Genomic DNA, 15,405 nt, shown 5'->3' on the forward strand with positions numbered 1-15,405 from the left:
CCCCGACGGACGCCGCCCTGGCCGCCGACCTGGCGCTGCCGATCGAGGAGCTGGAGCTCACGGTCCGCTCCTACAACTGCCTCAAGCGCGAGGGCGTCCACTCAGTGGGTGAGCTCCTGGCGCGCTCCGAGGCCGACCTGCTGGACATCCGCAACTTCGGTGCGAAGTCCATCGACGAGGTCAAGGCGAAGCTGGCCGGCCTGGGCCTGGCCCTCAAGGACAGCCCGCCCGGATTCGACCCGACCGCTGCCGCCTTCGACGCGGACGACAACGGGAACACGGGTTTCGTGGAGACCGAGCAGTACTGAACGCTGCGCCGGGGCTCTTGCCTTCCGTCCCCCCGGGTGCGGCCGAGAACGCCGCCTGACGCGCTGCACCCCGGGGCGCAGAACAGCCCCAGCACAGCAACAGGCCCCCTGCCCGCGGAGAACCCGCGGGCAGGGGGCCTGACGCGCGATTGCCACCTTCGTCGTTCGCGCCGAGGAAGTTCCCGCTTTGGTTCCAACTACTCGATTCCGTGCCCCGATGGCACCTATCTGAATCGTAGTTACACCGGGTTGCTATACGGGGGCTCAGGCATAGTTCGCGCAAGAACGGACTATCTTACCCCCATTCATGACCGCCACCTGCGCGCCGATGTAGCTGAGACGATCGCCGGAGGGCGCCGCGTAAGTGGTGAAGTTAAGCGTCGATCCGTTTCCGCCGGAATTGGTATGCCAGGGCCACTCATGTACCCATCCAGTGCCCCCGTCTATGGAAACGAATCGAATGGCCACAGGGTAACCATCGGCAACGGTGTCCTTGACCCAACCGCTGATGTCCACACGTGTGGCGGTCCAGTTGGTGAACGTCAGACTCCCCGATGCGCCGGTCACCGAGCACGCGGCTCCGCCACTCGCCGCGCTGGCATTGGTCACTGTGGTCGTTGCGAATATTGCCACCGCCGCGACGCTCGTGACGGAAAGGCGCTTCAATGTGTTTCTCATGAGGGGAATACAAAGGGCTCCATGAGGTGCATGACAGCATGATTCAAGCCAACCGTTTTGCCTCGTATGACGTATACCCCTTGGTGATTTGCCATGCTTTTTATCTTTTTCAAGACAGGTTGTGGCCGAAAATAATCGCTCCTGGCCGCCCGGCCCGATCTGGTCACGCACACCGACGAACTGGCCGAACTCAGTGGCTCCCAGGAGCCGTCGCGCGCCGCCGGGCCACTGGTGTGCCGAGCCGGTTGCTCCCGGGCCTTCGTGGACAAGGCGTCCGGCAGGAACCCGGGCCAGTCGGAGCCCGGCAAGGCGCTGGACTACCTCCGTGAGGTCCCGTACCGCAGGGCGCCAGCCTCGTGGCGGGATGAGTCGCAGTGGCGGCGTAGGACGGAGATCGGGGCCGGCTGCTCCTGGACAAAAAGATCCGGCCGGCCCCACCAGCCCGCGGCCATTTTCCCGCGCTTCGCTAGATTCGCGTGCCCCGGAGCCCCTGCGCTGCGCCACTCGCCAGCCCCTCCCCTGGCTCGGCTCCCCAAAACTGCATTCCCCTCTCATCTCGCAGAATCACGCACCTGGCAGCGGGGACCTGGTGCGAGGTGCGGTGCCTCCGGCACGGCGGGCCCGGCCTCCATCCTGATCAGGACTGAGCGGCGGCGGCTCAGCGGTGAGGGATGCCGCCCAGCGCCGAGGGTGACTCCCTGGGGCCCCGGGTCCGGTGGAGCGCGAAAGAAACGGAAGCTCATCTTCTATGACGTCGGTCACAGCACTCCACCAATCAACCGGCACACTTAGTAGATGTGACGTGGCGGGCATTTGAGGATTTGTCCGTCTTGGCCCGGATGTGGTTCCCGCCGCGCGTCCCGGGATTCCGCCCGGTCGGCCCGCACGCCCGTTGCCCCGTGGAGTAAGGCTTCTGACGCCGCGACAGCTTCCCCTTCTGCCGCCATGTGCGGACCGGAGACCCGTGCACTGCCCTGGCGAGGTCCCCGGGACCTACGAGGCGACGTAGTGGCGGGACCCTTTGCGCTCCCTGTCGAGCCGTTCTAAGAATGACGACCCACAGGACGTCGCCGCAGTTCGGAACCGGTGTTCACGCAGAGTCGACCGCGCACCGGGCGCTCGGCGTCACCGAGTGAGTAGGAGCCCCCCACATGAAGTCGTCCCGAACGTCCGCGAGACTCCTCGCCCTCGCTCTCGGCCTGGGTCTGGCCTCCAGCACGCTGGGCGCGGCGGTGCCGGCGAGCGCCCAGACGGCCGCCACCCCGTCCGCTGCCGCCGATACCTCCGTGGCACGGTACGCCGGGTCCGTTGAGGAGGCCGCGAACAACAAGGCGTTCTTCGAGGCCGTGCTCAAGTCCGTCGCCGAGAAGCGCGCCGTCCAGCCGAACGCGCGGGCGGTGACTGTCTACTACAACGCCTCCCGGGCACCGAGCTTCCGTTCGCAGATATCGAGCGCGGCCTCGATCTGGAACAGCTCCGAGTCCAACGTCAGGCTCCAGGAGGCGTCGAGCGGTGCCGACTTCTCCTACTACGAGGGCAACGACCCGCGCGGGTCCTACGCCTCCACCAACGGCCACGGAAGTGGCTACGTCTTCCTCGACTACGCCCAGAACCAGCAGTACGACTCGGTCCGCGTCGTCACCCACGAGACCGGGCACGTGCTGGGCCTGCCGGACGACTACAGCGGGCCGTGCAGTGAGCTGATGTCGGGCGGCTACGCCGGCCCGTCCTGCACCAACCGCTACCCGAACGTCACCGAGCGCTCGCGTGTCGACCAGCTGTGGGCCACCGGACCCGCGCAGGCCCCGGGCACGGCGACCAGGCCCGCTGACCATCTGAGCGCCGCACCGCCGGTACGGTCTGTGGCGCCGAGCCACGGTCCATGGCATCGGCTCCACAGCAGGTCCTGGAGTTGATTGCGTTCCCGAGCGGGAAGCGGCTCACTGTCGAGGATGGCTTCACCCACATGCTCAAGCCGGTCGTTTGAGCACTCTTGCAGGCCGGCCGACAGACGCTGGTGCTTTGTATGGCTGTCCTGGGAGGGCGGAGCGGGAGGCGAAGCGAACCGGCCACTGGTTGGTGGCCTTGAACGTGGCCAACAGGACCGGGTTGGTCGCCAACACTGCCAGCCCGGCCACGATCGGCAGAAGCCGGCTCTCTCGCCACCCACCCGCGCCCATACAAGCACCCTCAGAGCTGGGACAGCGGGCCGATGCTCGCTTGCGCAAGCTGCAGCCGTCGTGGCGCCGTGCCCATGCCTCGTCCGAGGCGTCCGCGTCGAGTGCTCGTCCGGCACCTGACGGCCCAGAGACGGCCCGAGTGCCGCAACAAGCCCCCTACTTGCGGAGAACCCGCAGGCAGGGGGCTTGTTCGTGGGCGCTTACTTCTTCCTGCCCAGGGCCTGGCGGGCCTTGGGCCCCCGGCCGGGCAGCGTCACTCGGGCAGCGCCGCCTTGAGGACGGAGGCCAGTGCGGCGACCGTGGGCCGGGACGGCGGATCGGCCCGCAGGCAGGTGTCGACGGCGGCGGCGAGGGCGAGCGGCAGGCGCCGCCGGGATCCGATCGGCGGGGCGGCCTCCTCGAGTTGCCAATACCGGTCATCGGTGTCGTGGCCGTCTGCCGTGGCCTTGCCCGCCCGGCAGGCGAACGGCTTCTCCCCGCAGGCCGCTTCGAACAGCGTGATGCCGATGCCCCACACGTCGGCGGCGGCCGTGAGCAGCCCGCCCCGGGCCTGCTCCGGAGCGAGATAGCAGCACGTGCCCAGCCCCGCGGGCGCGGGGCCCGAAGGCCGGGCGACACTCAGGTCCAGTACCTTGGCGTGGCCGCGGTCCACCACTACGTTGGCAGGCTTGAGATCCAGATGGAGCAGACCCCGACCATGGAGGTAGTGGACCGCCGAACACATCTGCACCCCGAGCAGCGCCACATCGGCGGCGGCCGGCCGCCGCCGCAACCGGTGCACGAGGTGGGACAGGGTCTCACCGGTCAGCGTCTCCAGGACGGCGAGCGGCTCGGGCGATGTGAACGTTTCGTAGCCACGGACCAGGTGTGGATGGGCGAAGTCCCGCAGCCAACGCCCCTCGCGCAGCAGCCGCTCGCCCAGCCGCTGCTCGCCGCGGTGGTCCGGTCGCACCACCTTGATCACGCACCGGCAGTCGCGTTCCTGGCTCCAGGCGTCGTAGACGTCGAGCCAGCCGGTGCGCGCCAGGTGCTCCAGGATCACGTAGCCCGGCGCCGGTTTCGTGCCCGGGGCCCAGGGGGCGGGGGCGCTCATGACAGCACCGCGCCCGCGCTGAGTCGGTGTAGCCGGGCGTACGTGCCGTCGCGGCCCAGCAGGTCGTCGTGGGCGCCGTGCTCGGCGATCCGGCCGTGGTCGAGCACCGCGATGCGGGTGGCATCCCGGACGGTCAGCAGGTTGTGGGAGATGACGACGGTGGTCCGCCCGGCCATGAGCCGGCGCAGCGGGTCCATGATCCGTCGGCCCGACCGGACGTCGAGCCCGGTGGTCGGTTCGTCCAGCAGCAGCACGGGCGCGTCCCTGATCATCGCCCGGGCGATCGCCAGGCGCTGGCACTGTCCGCCGGACAGTGTCCGGCCGCGCTGGCCGACCAGCGTGTCATAGCCCTCCGAGAGCCGCTCGATGAACTCGTGCGCGTCCGCGGCGCGCGCCGCCGCGACGACGTCGGCGTCCGTCGCCTCCGGCAGGCCGTAGGCGATGTTCTCCCGCACGGTGCCGTGGAAGACAAGCGTTTCCTGGAGCACCACCGCGACGTTCTCCCGGACCGCGGACAGGCTCAGGTCCCGCAGGTCGGTGCCGTCGAGGAGAACCGCGCCCCGGTCGGGGTCGTAGAAGCGCAACTGGAGCTTGGCGACCGTCGATTTGCCGGCCCCGCTCGCTCCGACCAACGCCAGCGTTTCGCCCGGGGCCACGTGGAAGGACACGTCCGACAGCGCCCACGAGGAGGCCTCGGGATAGCGGAACCAGACGCCGTCGAACTTCACGTCCCCGCGCGCGCGGCCGATCCGCCGGGCGCCTGGAACCTCGACGACCTGTGGCCGCTGGTCCAGCAACTCGATGATCCGCTCGGCCGAGGCGGAGGCCGCGTAGAAGGTGTTGCCGAGGCGGGACAGGCCGCGGACCGGGCTGTAGAGCTTGCCGATCAGCGCGAGGAAGACCAGCAGTCCACCCAGGGTGAGCTGTCCCTGGGCCAGCTTCCAGGTGCCGAGGCCCATCACCGCGAGGCCGCCGGACACCTCGATGACCTCGACGACGGGCGAGTAGACGGCCCGGATCCGCGTCGAGGCCATCGCCGCTCGGAACTTGCCGACGTTCTCCTGCTGGAACCGGTGCTCCTCCCACCCCTGCCGGTTGTACGCCTGCACCAGCGCGACGTTGCCGAGCGCCTCTTCGGCGACCGCGCTGAGCGAGCCACTGCAGCGCCTGCGCTCCCGTGACGCGGCCTTGATCAGCCGCGAGAAGTGGCGGGCGGCGGCCCAGAACAGCGGCACGATGACGAGGGCGAGTAGGGTCAGGTCCCACCGCAGGTAGAGCAGCATGCCGAGGTAGACACCCAGGCAGACCACGTAGTAGAGGGCGTCCGCCACCCCGGAGAGCAGGAACGTCTCGACCGCGTCGACGTCGCCCGTGATGCGGGACAGCACGTCCCCGAGCCGTCGGCGTTCGAAGAAGTCCAGCGACAACCCCTGGACGTGCCGGAACACATGGGCGCGAAGAGAGAGCAGGAAGCGCTCGCCGACCCAGGTGGACGTCACGTTGTCGGCGAAATGCAGCACCCCGGAGCAGACGATGAGGCCCAGGTAGACCGGTGCGATCCAGAGCAACGGCCGCAGATCGCGGGGGACGAGCACAGCGTCCACGACGGTTTTGAAGAGCCAGATCTCCGAGGCGTTCACGGCCGGGCCGATCAGGCTGAAGAGAAGAACGGGGAGAAGCCATCGCCGGCCGCCGCGCGTGTAGGGCCAGAACCGCCGGAACACCTCACGCGGCGCCATGGCGGGCGCGGCCGTGACGACGGCGTCGGAAGCCTCTACCGACAGCAGACGCCGCAGGACATGCACCATGAGATGCGCACCTCGGGGGTCTGCGGAGCGGACCGGGGCATCCAGTGTCCGGTCCGCTCAGCACTTGTTCGGTCAGTGGTCGCTCGCTAATCCGTTTCGTGCTCGGAGCCGTGCTCGGAGCCATGCTCGGAGCGGTGCTCGGAGCCCTCGTCGGAGTGGTGCCTCGACGAGCGGTAGCCGTCACGTTTTGCGGGCATGAGTTTGCTGAAGATAGCCATCGATCCTCCTGAACCTCAATGAGGAACTCTCTTCACTACAGATACGTCTCAGGGTCGGATTCGGATGGCTCGCGAGGAAAAAATGGCGTCCTCAGCCTCCAGCCCCCGGGTGCAGCGCACCTCGTCGCCCGCAGTGATCAACAGGCCCTCGACGTCCGGCAACGACCCCAACCACGCGCGTGACTCCATCGCGAACGCGGCCAGGCGTTGATGTCAGGGGGTCGTCCCGTTTCCGCTGGACTGCCGCCGGGACGCCGGCTACGTGATCCCCGTCTCGCTCGGCATGTGCGTGCCGTGCGCGTACCCCGAAGGAACCTCGCATGGAATCGCTGCCTGACGCGCCCAAAGTCGTGCAACTCCCGGACGGCACCTACGCCTGCACCGATCACCTGCCCGCCCCGCCGCAGCAGTACAGCGGCCCGCAGGTCATCCACCAGCACGTGCACCAGGCGCCGCCGGACCGCACCGTGCAGCGCATCGCGCTCGGCTCCGGCGTCGGGGCGGGCGCGGTCGCGGTCGCGGCCGGGGTCTACTTCGGCCCGCTGCTGGTCGGCGTGCTGACCATCATGGCCGCCACGGCCTCACCGTCGTGGACCTCGACAACCCGGACGCCATCACCTGGACGAGTCGGACCCTGCCGGCCACTCAGACCGTGGCCACCACGCGCGGAGAGCACTGGATCCACCGGGGCACCATGCGGTCCGTCAACGGCGTCCGTGACGGCGTCGACATCAAGTCCACGATGGCCTACGCCCGATGGCTGGGTCACGGCGGATGTCGCCCGTGGCGACTTCATCGACCCCAACGCGTCCCGTGTGACGTTCCAGGAGTTCGCTGAGAAGTGGCTCGCGAGCCAGAGCGGCGACCCGAACACCCGGGCGTCAATGGTGTCTCAGCTCAGGTTGCACGCCTTTCCGCGCATCGGCCGCGTCCCCTGGGTCGTTCCAGCCGAGCCACATTCGCGAGTTCGTGACGCAGCTCGAAGCATCGGGCATGTCCGGCGCGTACGCCCGTGTGATCTTCTCGAACGTCCGGGCCGTTCTCTCGGCGGCCGTGGAGGACGGATACCTACGCCGGAACCCCTGCAACTCGCGCACGGTGACGCTCCCCTAGATGGGCATGCGCCGTGTCGTCCCGTGGCAGCCTGAACGGGTCTTCGCTGTGCGGGCGGCCAGGGTCGAACGCTTCCGCACCATGGTCGACATGGGTGCCGGCTGCGGCCTGCGACAGGGCGAGATCCTTGGCCAGTGCGTCGATGAGCTGGACTTCGACACCAACACCCTGCACGCGGTGCAGCAGCTCAAGTGAGCCTGAACAAGGCCGTGTTCGCGACCCCAAAGGGCGGCAAGCTCCGTGACGTGCCTCTGCCCGAGCCCGTGGCCGAGGCGCTGAAGGAGCACATCGAGCGCTTCCCACCCGTCGAAGTCACGCTGCCGTGGATGTGGGCGAACGGCCAACCCGTGACCAAGTGCCTGATCTTCAGTGGGCCCAACGGTGGGCACGTCTGGCGTACGTCGCTGAACGAGGACCACTGGAAGCCCGCCCTCGCGAAGGTCGGCGTCATCCCGCATGTCATACCCCAACTGAACTGCGATCGGGCGGTCGTTGGTGGTCGTCGTCTGCCGTTGTTGGTCGTCCTCGGAGGTCCCAGAGAGGTCCCGGGGTTTGCGCCCTGAGCCGCTAGTGGCTTGTCGCGTCGCTTGCCGTCCGGCTTGTCGCTTGTCTTGTCTTGTCGCTTGTCGGCTCGCAGGTCAGACGCGGTTTTCGTTCCCACGGCAGGCACGGAAACGTCCTTGTCCTGCGGGCGACAAGCGACAAAGCAGGCGGGCGCCGGTGGAGCGGGCGACGGCTGCCGAGACCACCCATCCGGCCGGGGTGCTCTCTTCGTTCCAGGGCCTGCCCGAAGGGTCGCGTCACCGACCCCGCACCCGCCAGCGCTGTCACCCGAATGGCGCAGCATGACGTGCCACCCACATGGGTGAGGATCAAGCTGACTAGTGCACCAACCGAGGTAATCCGTGAAAGGGGAACCAAATGCGCATTCGACGAATCCTCGCCGCCGTCAGCGCCACGGCAGCCCTCGCCGGACTCGGCCTCACAGGCGCCGCCACCGCCACCGCCGCCACCGCACAGGGTGCCCCATCCTACGTCACCCCTTCTCAGTGCGAGGAGGGCGGCGGAACGCCCCGGATCGACTTGCCGGGCAACCCCTGCAAGGGCGGTAAGTACGACGGGCAGCCGGTCGACTAAACCCCACAAGGCGCCCCGCAGCCACGCGCCGCGGGGCGCTCCCGCGCGAGCGTAGCCGGGAGAGCCGCAGGGACTGTGCCGACCCGTCGGACACGCTAGCGGGCTGAGGTTCCAGGGAGTTCCCAGACCATGAAAATGCCCCTGATCCGCACCGAAAGCGCAGCTCAGGGGCCTGATCACAAAGGCTACTTCTTCTTGCCCTGGTTCTTGACCGCCTCGATGGCGGCTGCCGCCGCGTCCGGGTCGAGGTACTTGCCGCCCGGGGTGACGGGGCGGAAGTCGGCGTCGAGTTCGTAGGAGAGGGGGATGCCGGTGGGGATGTTGAGGCCCGCGATGTCGTCGTCCGAGATCTGGTCGAGGTGCTTGACCAGGGCGCGCAGGCTGTTGCCGTGGGCGGCGACCAGGACCGTGCGGCCGGACAGGAGGTCGGGGACGACCGAGTCGAACCAGTACGGGAGCATGCGGACGACGACGTCCTTCAGGCACTCCGTCTGCGGGCGCAGCTCCGGCGGGAGGGCCGCGTAGCGCGGGTCGGAGAACTGGGAGTACTCGGCGTCGCGGTCCAGCGGCGGCGGCGGGGTGTCGTAGGAGCGGCGCCACAGCATGAACTGCTCCTCGCCGAACTCCTGAAGGGTCTGGGCCTTGTCCTTGCCCTGGAGAGCACCGTAGTGGCGCTCGTTCAGGCGCCAGGAGCGGTGGACCGGGATCCAGTGGCGGTCGGCGGCCTCCAGCGCGAGCTGGGCCGTGCGGATCGCGCGCTTCTGGACGGAGGTGTGGACCACGTCGGGCAGCAGGCCGGCGTCCTTCAGCAGCTCACCACCGCGGACGGCCTCCTTCTCGCCCTTCTCGTTGAGGTTGACGTCCACCCAGCCGGTGAACAGGTTCTTCGCGTTCCACTCGCTCTCGCCGTGGCGGAGCAGGATCAGCTTGTACGGTGCGTCGGCCATGCCTCAGAGCGTAATCCACGCATTCGGCCCCCTGCCCCGGCGCCCAGCAGGCGGACGGCGGGCGGACGGCCACCCCGCGACGGTGGCCGACAGTTGACGGCTTCTGCTAATTCAGTGGTCCCGCGCGACCCTCCCCTCGTAAGTTGTGCTCGCTACTTAAGCCGCTTACATCCCCGGGGGGTCGTCCATGTCCGTCACCAGTCTCAGACGCGCCGCCCGCGAGACCGTCTCCGGGCTCCCCCGTGAGTTCTGGTGGCTGTGGACCAGCACCCTCGTCAACCGGCTGGGCGCCTTCGTCGCCACGTTCATGGCGCTGTACCTGACCCTCGGCCGCGGCTACTCCGCCTCGTACGCCGGTCTGGTTGCCGCGCTGCACGGGCTCGGCGGGGTCGTCTCCTCGCTCGCCGGGGGCGTGATGGCCGACCGGCTCGGCCGGCGGCCGACCCTGCTCGTCGCCCAGGCCTCCACCGCCGTGTCCGTCGCGGCGCTCGGGTTCGTCCAGGATCCCATCGCCATCGCCGCCGTCGCCTTCCTGGTCGGCATGACCAGCAACGCCTCCCGGCCCGCCGTGCAGGCGATGATGGCCGACATCGTGCGGCCCGAGGACCGGGTCCGCGCCTTCTCCCTCAACTACTGGGCGATCAACCTCGGCTTCGCCGTCTCCTCCATGGCGGCCGGCTTCATCGCCGAGTACAGCTACCTCGCCGGCTTCCTGATCGAGGCCGCGATGACGATGGCCTGCGCGATCGTCGTCTTCCTGAAGGTGCCCGAGTCCCGGCCGGACCCGGACGCGCACGTGAGCCACGAGGGCGGCGGCGACGCCGTCCGGCTGTGGACCGTCCTGCGGGACGGGCGGTTCATGGGCGTCGTCGGGGCGTCCTTCCTGATCGCCGTCGTCTTCCAGCAGGGGGCGGTCGGGCTGCCGGTCGCCATGGGCCGGGCCGGGTTCACGCCCGCCGACTACGGCATGGCCATCGCCGTCAACGGGGTCCTGATCGTCGCCCTGCAGATCCCGGTCACCCGTTTCATCGAGCACCGGGATCCCGGGCGGCTGCTGATCGTCTCCTCCCTGCTCGCGGGGTACGGCTTCGGGCTCACGGCGTTCGCCGGATCGGCCGGCGTGTTCGCGCTCACGGTGTGCGTGTGGACCCTCGGCGAGATGATCAACGCGCCCACCCAGACCGGGCTGGTCGTCCGGCTCTCCCCGGTGCACGGGCGCGGGCGCTACCAGGGCGTCTACACCCTGTCCTGGTCGGTGGCCGCGCTGGTCGCGCCCCTGATGTCCGGTGCCGTCATCGACCGGCTCGGCGCCGAGTGGCTGTGGGGCATGTGCGCGGCCGTCGGCACGGCCGCCGCCCTCGGCTACTGGGCCCTGATGCGCCGCCTGCCGAAGACCGAGCCGACTACCGTGGAGTCCCGCACCGAGCCTCGTACCGAGGTCGGCACCGCGTGAGGCAGGCCGCCGTGCCAGGTGCCTACGGGTGCATCCGCGCGCCCTTCAGCACCTTGTCCACCGCGTTGCGCGGGCCGTGGACCGCGAGCCCCACGAGGTTCAGCTCGCCGGTCGGCACGGCCCGGACCGCGGCCCGGTTGTCGCGGTCGTTGCCCGTGGTGAACAGGTCGGAGGTGAAGACGGCGCGCGGCAGGGACCGGGACAGGGCCCGCCCGTGCGCCACGGTCAGCGTCTCCTTGGTGCCCTGGAAGACCAGCACCGGCTGGCCGAACATCGGCAGGTACGGCACCTCGTCGGCGTCCTCGTACGGTTCCCCGATGACCTCCGGGACCGTCGTGCCGAGGCCGCTGACCAGGAACGCGGTGACGTTCAGGCGCTGCCAGGGCTCCAGGTCCTCGCGCAGCAGGACGGCGATCTTGGTGTCGAAGCGGATGGGCTGCTCGTCGTTCATGGGACGAGACTCCCGAACGCCGTACCGCGCCGTCTTGTACGTTCTTTGCATGGCCCCGCAGCGGAACGTCTCCGCCTGGCGCCCGCGTGTCCCGGGCGTCGTGGAGGTGTTCCACGCGCACTTCACGGAGTACGCCTATCCCATGCACGTGCACGAGGCGTGGACGCTGCTGATCGTGGACGACGGCGCCGTACGGTACGACCTGGACCGGCACGAGCACGGCACCCCGCACGACACCGTGTCCCTGCTGCCGCCACACGTCCCGCACAACGGCTCGCCCGTCGACCCGGGCGGCTTCCGCAAGCGGGTGCTGTACCTGGACGCCACCCACCTCGGCGACGAGCTCATCGGGGCGGCCGTGGACGGGCCGGACCTGCGCGATCCGGTGCTGCGCCGGCGGGTCGGGCAGGTGCACACCGCGCTCGCCCTGCCCGGTGACGAGCTGGAGGCGGAGAGCCGGCTGGCGCTCATCGGCGAGCGGCTGCGCGGCCATCTGCGGCCGCGGCTCGCCGTCGGGGCCCCGCGCCGCGACCCCGCCCTCGCCCGCCGGCTGCGCGAACTGCTCGACGAGCGGGTGCCGCAGGGCGTCACGCTCGACGAGGCCTCGGCCCTCGTGCGGGCCCATCCCACCCACCTGGTAAGGGCGTTCAGCGGCGCGTACGGCATCGCTCCGCACCAGTACCTGATGTCCCGCCGTGTCGACCGCGCCCGCAGGCTGCTGCTGGCGGGGCAGAAACCGGCCGAAGTGGCCGCCGAGACCGGCTTCTACGACCAGGCCCATCTCACCCGGCACTTCAGGAAACTCGTGGGGGTGACTCCGGGGCGGTACGGCCGCGGGACCTCGCACGGCAAGAACGGGAAGTGACGTGATCCCGCGACCGCGGCGAGGAGGGGGTCAGTCGGCCGGACGCTGCGTCAGGTGCGCGAACGCCTCGAGGTTGCGGGTCGATTCGCCGCGCGAGACGCGCCAGGCGTACTCGCGGCGGATCGCCGAGGCGAAGCCGAGTTCCAGCAGGGTGTTGAAGCTGCCGTCGGCCGCCTCCAGGACCTGGCCGAGCAGCCGGTCGACCTCGTCGGCGGTCACGGCGGCCAGCGGCAGCCGGCCGGTGAGGTAGACGTCACCGAGCTGGTCGACGGCGTAACTCACGCCGTACAGCTTGAGGTTGCGCTCCAGCATCCAGCGGTGGACGGCGGACTCGTTCTCGTCGGGGTGGCGGATGACGAAGGCATTGAGGGAGAGCGAGTGCCGGCCGACGATCATCGACAGGGTGGTCGACAGCTTGCGGGTGCCGGGTAGCTTCACGACGTAGCTGCCGGACCGCGGGCTCTCCCACTCCAGTTCGGCGCCCTTGAGGACGTCCTCGACGACCCGCGTCGCGCGCTGCTGCTCCGCCTCACCCGTGGCACCCGTGGCGCTACCCATGGGGCGAGCGTACGCGACGCCGGTGGGCCTGCAACGCGGCCGTGTACACGTCGGCCGTGGCCGCCGCCGACGCGTCCCAGCCGAAGGACCGCGCGTGCCGGGCGGCGGCTGCGCCCATCCGGTCGGCGAGGTGCGGGTTGTCCGCGAAGCGGTGCAGCAGGTGCGCGTAGTCGGCCGGGTCGTGGCCCTGGACCAGGAATCCGGTCTCGCCCTCCCGCACGGCCACCGGCAGCCCGCCGACCGAGGCGGCGAGGACCGGAGTGCCGGTCGCCTGCGCCTCTATCGCGACCAGGCCGAAGGACTCGCTGTAGGAGGGCATGACCAGGACGGACGCGGCCCGGAACCAGTCGGCGAGCCGGTCCTGCCCGACCGGCGGGCAGAACCGTACGACGTCGGCGATGCCGAGCCGGGCGGCCAGCTTCTGGAGGCCCTCCGGCTTGGCGAGGCCGCTGCCGCTCGGACCGCCGACGACGGGTACGACGATGCGGGAGCGCAGCTCGGGCCGCCGGTCGAGGAGGACGCCCACGGCCCTCAGCAGCACGTCGGGGGCCTTGAGTGGCTGTATACGGCCGGCGAACAGCGGGATCAGGGCGTCCTGCGGCAGGCCGAGGCGGGCGCGGGCGGCGGCGCGGCCGTCGCCGGGGCGGAAGCGGGTGAGGTTCACGCCGGGGTGTACGACGGCGACCTTGGCGGGGTCGGCGCTGTAGTGCCGTACGAGTTCGCCGGCCTCCTCGTCGGTGTTGGCGATCAGCCGGTCGGCGGCGGCGACGATCTGGGTCTCGCCGATGACGCGGGCGGCGGGCTCGGGGGTGTCGCCCTCGGCCAGGCTGGCGTTCTTGACCTTGGCCATGGTGTGCATGGCGTGCACCAGGGGGACGCCCCAACGCTGGGCGGCGAGCCAGCCGACATGGCCGGAGAGCCAGTAGTGGGAGTGGACGAGGTCGTAGTAGCCGGGCCGGTGGCCGGCCCAGGCCTGCATCACGCCGTGCGTGAAGGCGCACAGCTGGGCGGGCAGGTCCTCCTTGGCCAGGCCCTCGTAAGGGCCGGCGTCGACGTGCCGGACGAGGACGCCCGGGGCGAGTTCGACGGCGGGCGGCAGGTCTCCCGCGGTGGCCCGGGTGAAGACCTCGACCTCGACGCCCTGGGCGGCCAGACGCTGGGCGAGCTCCACGATGTAGACGTTCATGCCGCCGGCGTCGCCCGTGCCGGGCTGGTGGAGCGGTGAGGTGTGCACGGAGAGCATGGCGACGCGCCGGGGCCGGCGGTGCAGCCGCAGCCGCGCGGGTGCCGTCGGGGAACGACGCCCGAGCCTGCTGACGTACTGGCTCACGTGGCGTTCCTCCTCGTTGCGGGCATGCCGTACGGGGGCGCCGAGCGCCCTCCAAGACCCAACACCGGAGCACCTGACTCCATTTCCGCTACCGGTTCCTTTGCCCAATCATTACCGGCCCTCGCTCAACCGTTCGACCCCGGGGCGCGTAATGCATGCGCGCCGAGCGCCCGAGCACGGCGTGAACACCTACGCGCAACCAGCGCCGCGAACGCACCGCGGGTACCGCGGGGGCAGGGCGTTACGCACACACGCAACCTGACGAAGCCGCCGCGTGGCACGCCCCGCCCCCCTCGCGGCAGCGCCACACGTAACGCGGCCCCCGCCATCAGCGGAGTTCCCGCCACGCGGGGCTCCTGCGGGGTGCGTGGTACGTCCGTGCGGTGGGGGCCCGCGGGCGCCATACCCTCGTATGCATGACATCCCGCGCAGCGACCCTCCCCCACTCTCGGCTTCGCCCGAGCGGGGGGACCCCCATCGTGGGAACGGTGACGCGCGGGACGACCAACCCCAACCGGCTCCGCCGCATGGACCGCTGGATCGCGGCCGTGCACGGCGCCGAGTTGCGCCGGGCCGCCGATCCGGTGGCCGTCGACCTCGGCTACGGCGCCGCCCCCTGGACCGCGGTCGAACTGCTGCACCGGCTGCGCACCGCAGCCCCACGCGCGCGCGTAGTGGGCGTCGAGATCGAACCGGCCAGGGTCGCGGCCGCGAAACCCTACGAGCGCGACGGGCTCGTCTTCCGGCACGGCGGCTTCGAGGTCCCCGTCCCGCAGCGCCCGCACCTCATCCGCGCGGCGAACGTGCTGCGGCAGTACGACGAGGAAGAGGTCGCCGCCGTCTGGGAGCGGCTGTGCACGCGGCTCGCCCCGGCGGACGGGCACTCACGCGGAGGCCTGCTGGTCGAGGGCACCTGCGACGAGATCGGCCGCCGGCACGTGTGGGTCGCGCTCGGCCCGGAGGGCCCCCGCACGGTGACCTTCGCCACCCGCCTCGGCTCCCTGGACCACCCGTCCGACCTGGCCGAACGCCTCCCGAAGGCGCTTATCCACCGCAACGTCCGCGGCGAGCCGGTGCACGCCTTCCTGCGCGACTTCGACCGCGCCTGGGCGAGCGCCGCACCGTACGCCTCCTACGGCGCGCGCCAGCGCTGGATCCGCGCGGTGCGCGACTTGGCGGCCGACTGGCCGGTGACGGACGGCCCGTCGCGCTGGCGGCAGGGCGAAGTGACCATCGACTGGCGGGCGTTGGCGCCGCGCAACTGAC

Annotated in this window: 14 protein-coding genes and 4 pseudogenes; 10 read left to right on the forward strand and 8 right to left on the reverse strand. The window is 70.3% G+C overall.

The annotated features are described in order from the left end of the window. A partial coding sequence (locus ACWEK3_RS29470; protein WP_358909748.1) for a DNA-directed RNA polymerase subunit alpha C-terminal domain-containing protein occupies positions 1 to 308 on the forward strand: 308 nt, incomplete at its 5' end. A 264-nt stretch (positions 309 to 572) separates the two neighbouring features. On the opposite strand, the gene ACWEK3_RS29475 is transcribed toward ACWEK3_RS29470, so the two are convergent. Continuing rightward, a complete protein-coding gene (locus tag ACWEK3_RS29475; RefSeq protein ID WP_453250989.1) occupies positions 573 to 986 on the reverse strand; it encodes a hypothetical protein in 414 nt (137 codons plus the stop codon). 1,151 nt (positions 987 to 2,137) lie between these two features. Here ACWEK3_RS29475 and snpA point away from each other — a divergent pair. Continuing rightward, positions 2,138 to 2,902, forward strand: coding sequence for a snapalysin (gene snpA, locus ACWEK3_RS29480; RefSeq protein ID WP_450547472.1), 765 nt, complete (start codon positions 2,138 to 2,140; stop codon positions 2,900 to 2,902). A 517-nt stretch (positions 2,903 to 3,419) separates the two neighbouring features. On the opposite strand, the gene ACWEK3_RS29485 is transcribed toward snpA, so the two are convergent. From ACWEK3_RS29485 to ACWEK3_RS29495, 3 genes are all read right to left on the reverse strand, one after another. Continuing rightward, on the reverse strand, positions 3,420 to 4,259 hold the full coding sequence (locus tag ACWEK3_RS29485) for a serine/threonine-protein kinase (protein ID WP_450547471.1): 840 nt from the start codon (positions 4,257 to 4,259) through the stop codon (positions 3,420 to 3,422). Then, the gene (locus ACWEK3_RS29490) at positions 4,256 to 6,067 is read right to left on the reverse strand and encodes an ABC transporter ATP-binding protein (protein ID WP_450547470.1); all 1,812 of its coding nucleotides are present in this window, start codon (positions 6,065 to 6,067) and stop codon (positions 4,256 to 4,258) included. The genes ACWEK3_RS29485 and ACWEK3_RS29490 overlap by 4 nt, the downstream gene beginning before the upstream one ends. Positions 6,068 to 6,153: 86 nt before the next feature. Then, positions 6,154 to 6,285, reverse strand: a complete 132-nt coding sequence (locus tag ACWEK3_RS29495; RefSeq protein WP_450547469.1) for a hypothetical protein — start codon at positions 6,283 to 6,285, stop codon at positions 6,154 to 6,156. 241 nt (positions 6,286 to 6,526) lie between these two features. Here ACWEK3_RS29495 and ACWEK3_RS29500 point away from each other — a divergent pair. From ACWEK3_RS29500 to ACWEK3_RS29520, 5 genes and pseudogenes are all read left to right on the forward strand, one after another. Further along, a pseudogene (locus ACWEK3_RS29500) lies at positions 6,527 to 6,622 on the forward strand (RRQRL motif-containing zinc-binding protein); the annotation flags it as partial. Continuing rightward, a pseudogene (locus ACWEK3_RS29505) lies at positions 6,606 to 6,860 on the forward strand (DUF6251 family protein); the annotation flags it as partial. The pseudogenes ACWEK3_RS29500 and ACWEK3_RS29505, both read left to right, overlap by 17 nt. Continuing rightward, positions 6,842 to 7,057 (forward strand): annotated as a pseudogene (locus ACWEK3_RS29510) (DNA primase); the annotation flags it as partial. The pseudogenes ACWEK3_RS29505 and ACWEK3_RS29510, both read left to right, overlap by 19 nt. Next, positions 7,056 to 7,853, forward strand: a pseudogene (locus ACWEK3_RS29515) (tyrosine-type recombinase/integrase); the annotation flags it as partial. The pseudogenes ACWEK3_RS29510 and ACWEK3_RS29515, both read left to right, overlap by 2 nt. Before the next feature lie 466 nt (positions 7,854 to 8,319). Beyond that, positions 8,320 to 8,535: a hypothetical protein gene (locus tag ACWEK3_RS29520; RefSeq protein WP_390877139.1), complete on the forward strand. Its 216-nt coding sequence runs from the start codon at positions 8,320 to 8,322 to the stop codon at positions 8,533 to 8,535. Between the two features lie 185 nt (positions 8,536 to 8,720). Here the strand turns inward: ACWEK3_RS29520 and ACWEK3_RS29525 are convergent, their stop codons facing one another. Further along, the gene (locus ACWEK3_RS29525) at positions 8,721 to 9,482 is read right to left on the reverse strand and encodes a phosphoglyceromutase (RefSeq protein WP_365419032.1); all 762 of its coding nucleotides are present in this window, start codon (positions 9,480 to 9,482) and stop codon (positions 8,721 to 8,723) included. A 187-nt stretch (positions 9,483 to 9,669) separates the two neighbouring features. On the opposite strand from ACWEK3_RS29525, the gene ACWEK3_RS29530 reads away from it, so the two are divergent. Beyond that, positions 9,670 to 10,935 (forward strand): MDR family MFS transporter, encoded by a 1,266-nt coding sequence (locus tag ACWEK3_RS29530; protein ID WP_453250990.1) that lies wholly within the window; start codon positions 9,670 to 9,672, stop codon positions 10,933 to 10,935. 22 nt (positions 10,936 to 10,957) lie between these two features. On the opposite strand, the gene ACWEK3_RS29535 is transcribed toward ACWEK3_RS29530, so the two are convergent. Beyond that, positions 10,958 to 11,386, reverse strand: coding sequence for a DUF2000 family protein (locus tag ACWEK3_RS29535; protein ID WP_453250991.1), 429 nt, complete (start codon positions 11,384 to 11,386; stop codon positions 10,958 to 10,960). A 49-nt stretch (positions 11,387 to 11,435) separates the two neighbouring features. Here ACWEK3_RS29535 and ACWEK3_RS29540 point away from each other — a divergent pair, with 49 nt between their 5' ends. Then, positions 11,436 to 12,251, forward strand: a complete 816-nt coding sequence (locus ACWEK3_RS29540; protein ID WP_390877133.1) for a helix-turn-helix domain-containing protein — start codon at positions 11,436 to 11,438, stop codon at positions 12,249 to 12,251. 30 nt (positions 12,252 to 12,281) lie between these two features. Here the strand turns inward: ACWEK3_RS29540 and ACWEK3_RS29545 are convergent, their stop codons facing one another. Both ACWEK3_RS29545 and mshA read right to left on the reverse strand, forming a co-directional pair. After that, the gene (locus ACWEK3_RS29545) at positions 12,282 to 12,809 is read right to left on the reverse strand and encodes a YbjN domain-containing protein (RefSeq protein WP_450545403.1); all 528 of its coding nucleotides are present in this window, start codon (positions 12,807 to 12,809) and stop codon (positions 12,282 to 12,284) included. After that, positions 12,802 to 14,139 carry a D-inositol-3-phosphate glycosyltransferase gene (gene mshA, locus ACWEK3_RS29550; RefSeq protein WP_376548206.1) on the reverse strand — a complete coding sequence of 446 codons (1,338 nt, stop codon included), beginning with the start codon at positions 14,137 to 14,139 and terminating at the stop codon, positions 12,802 to 12,804. The genes ACWEK3_RS29545 and mshA overlap by 8 nt, the downstream gene beginning before the upstream one ends. A gap of 479 nt (positions 14,140 to 14,618) precedes the next feature. Here mshA and ACWEK3_RS29555 point away from each other — a divergent pair, with 479 nt between their 5' ends. Beyond that, a complete protein-coding gene (locus ACWEK3_RS29555) occupies positions 14,619 to 15,404 on the forward strand; it encodes a class I SAM-dependent methyltransferase (RefSeq protein WP_450545401.1) in 786 nt (261 codons plus the stop codon). Position 15,405 lies beyond the last annotated feature (1 nt).

Source organism: Streptomyces sp. NPDC004721, from assembly GCF_053601495.1.

Bases quoted from the DNA above. Each gene is read 5' to 3' on its own strand.
- ACWEK3_RS29475 (WP_453250989.1), bottom strand. From the start codon at position 986: ATGAGAAACACATTGAAGCGCCTTTCCGTCACGAGCGTCGCGGCGGTG.
- snpA (WP_450547472.1), top strand. From the start codon at position 2,138: ATGAAGTCGTCCCGAACGTCCGCGAGACTCCTCGCCCTCGCTCTCGGC.
- ACWEK3_RS29485 (WP_450547471.1), bottom strand. From the start codon at position 4,259: ATGAGCGCCCCCGCCCCCTGGGCCCCGGGCACGAAACCGGCGCCGGGC.
- ACWEK3_RS29490 (WP_450547470.1), bottom strand. From the start codon at position 6,067: ATGGTGCATGTCCTGCGGCGTCTGCTGTCGGTAGAGGCTTCCGACGCC.
- ACWEK3_RS29495 (WP_450547469.1), bottom strand. From the start codon at position 6,285: ATGGCTATCTTCAGCAAACTCATGCCCGCAAAACGTGACGGCTACCGC.
- ACWEK3_RS29520 (WP_390877139.1), top strand. From the start codon at position 8,320: ATGCGCATTCGACGAATCCTCGCCGCCGTCAGCGCCACGGCAGCCCTC.
- ACWEK3_RS29525 (WP_365419032.1), bottom strand. From the start codon at position 9,482: ATGGCCGACGCACCGTACAAGCTGATCCTGCTCCGCCACGGCGAGAGC.
- ACWEK3_RS29530 (WP_453250990.1), top strand. From the start codon at position 9,670: ATGTCCGTCACCAGTCTCAGACGCGCCGCCCGCGAGACCGTCTCCGGG.
- ACWEK3_RS29535 (WP_453250991.1), bottom strand. From the start codon at position 11,386: ATGAACGACGAGCAGCCCATCCGCTTCGACACCAAGATCGCCGTCCTG.
- ACWEK3_RS29540 (WP_390877133.1), top strand. From the start codon at position 11,436: ATGGCCCCGCAGCGGAACGTCTCCGCCTGGCGCCCGCGTGTCCCGGGC.
- ACWEK3_RS29545 (WP_450545403.1), bottom strand. From the start codon at position 12,809: ATGGGTAGCGCCACGGGTGCCACGGGTGAGGCGGAGCAGCAGCGCGCG.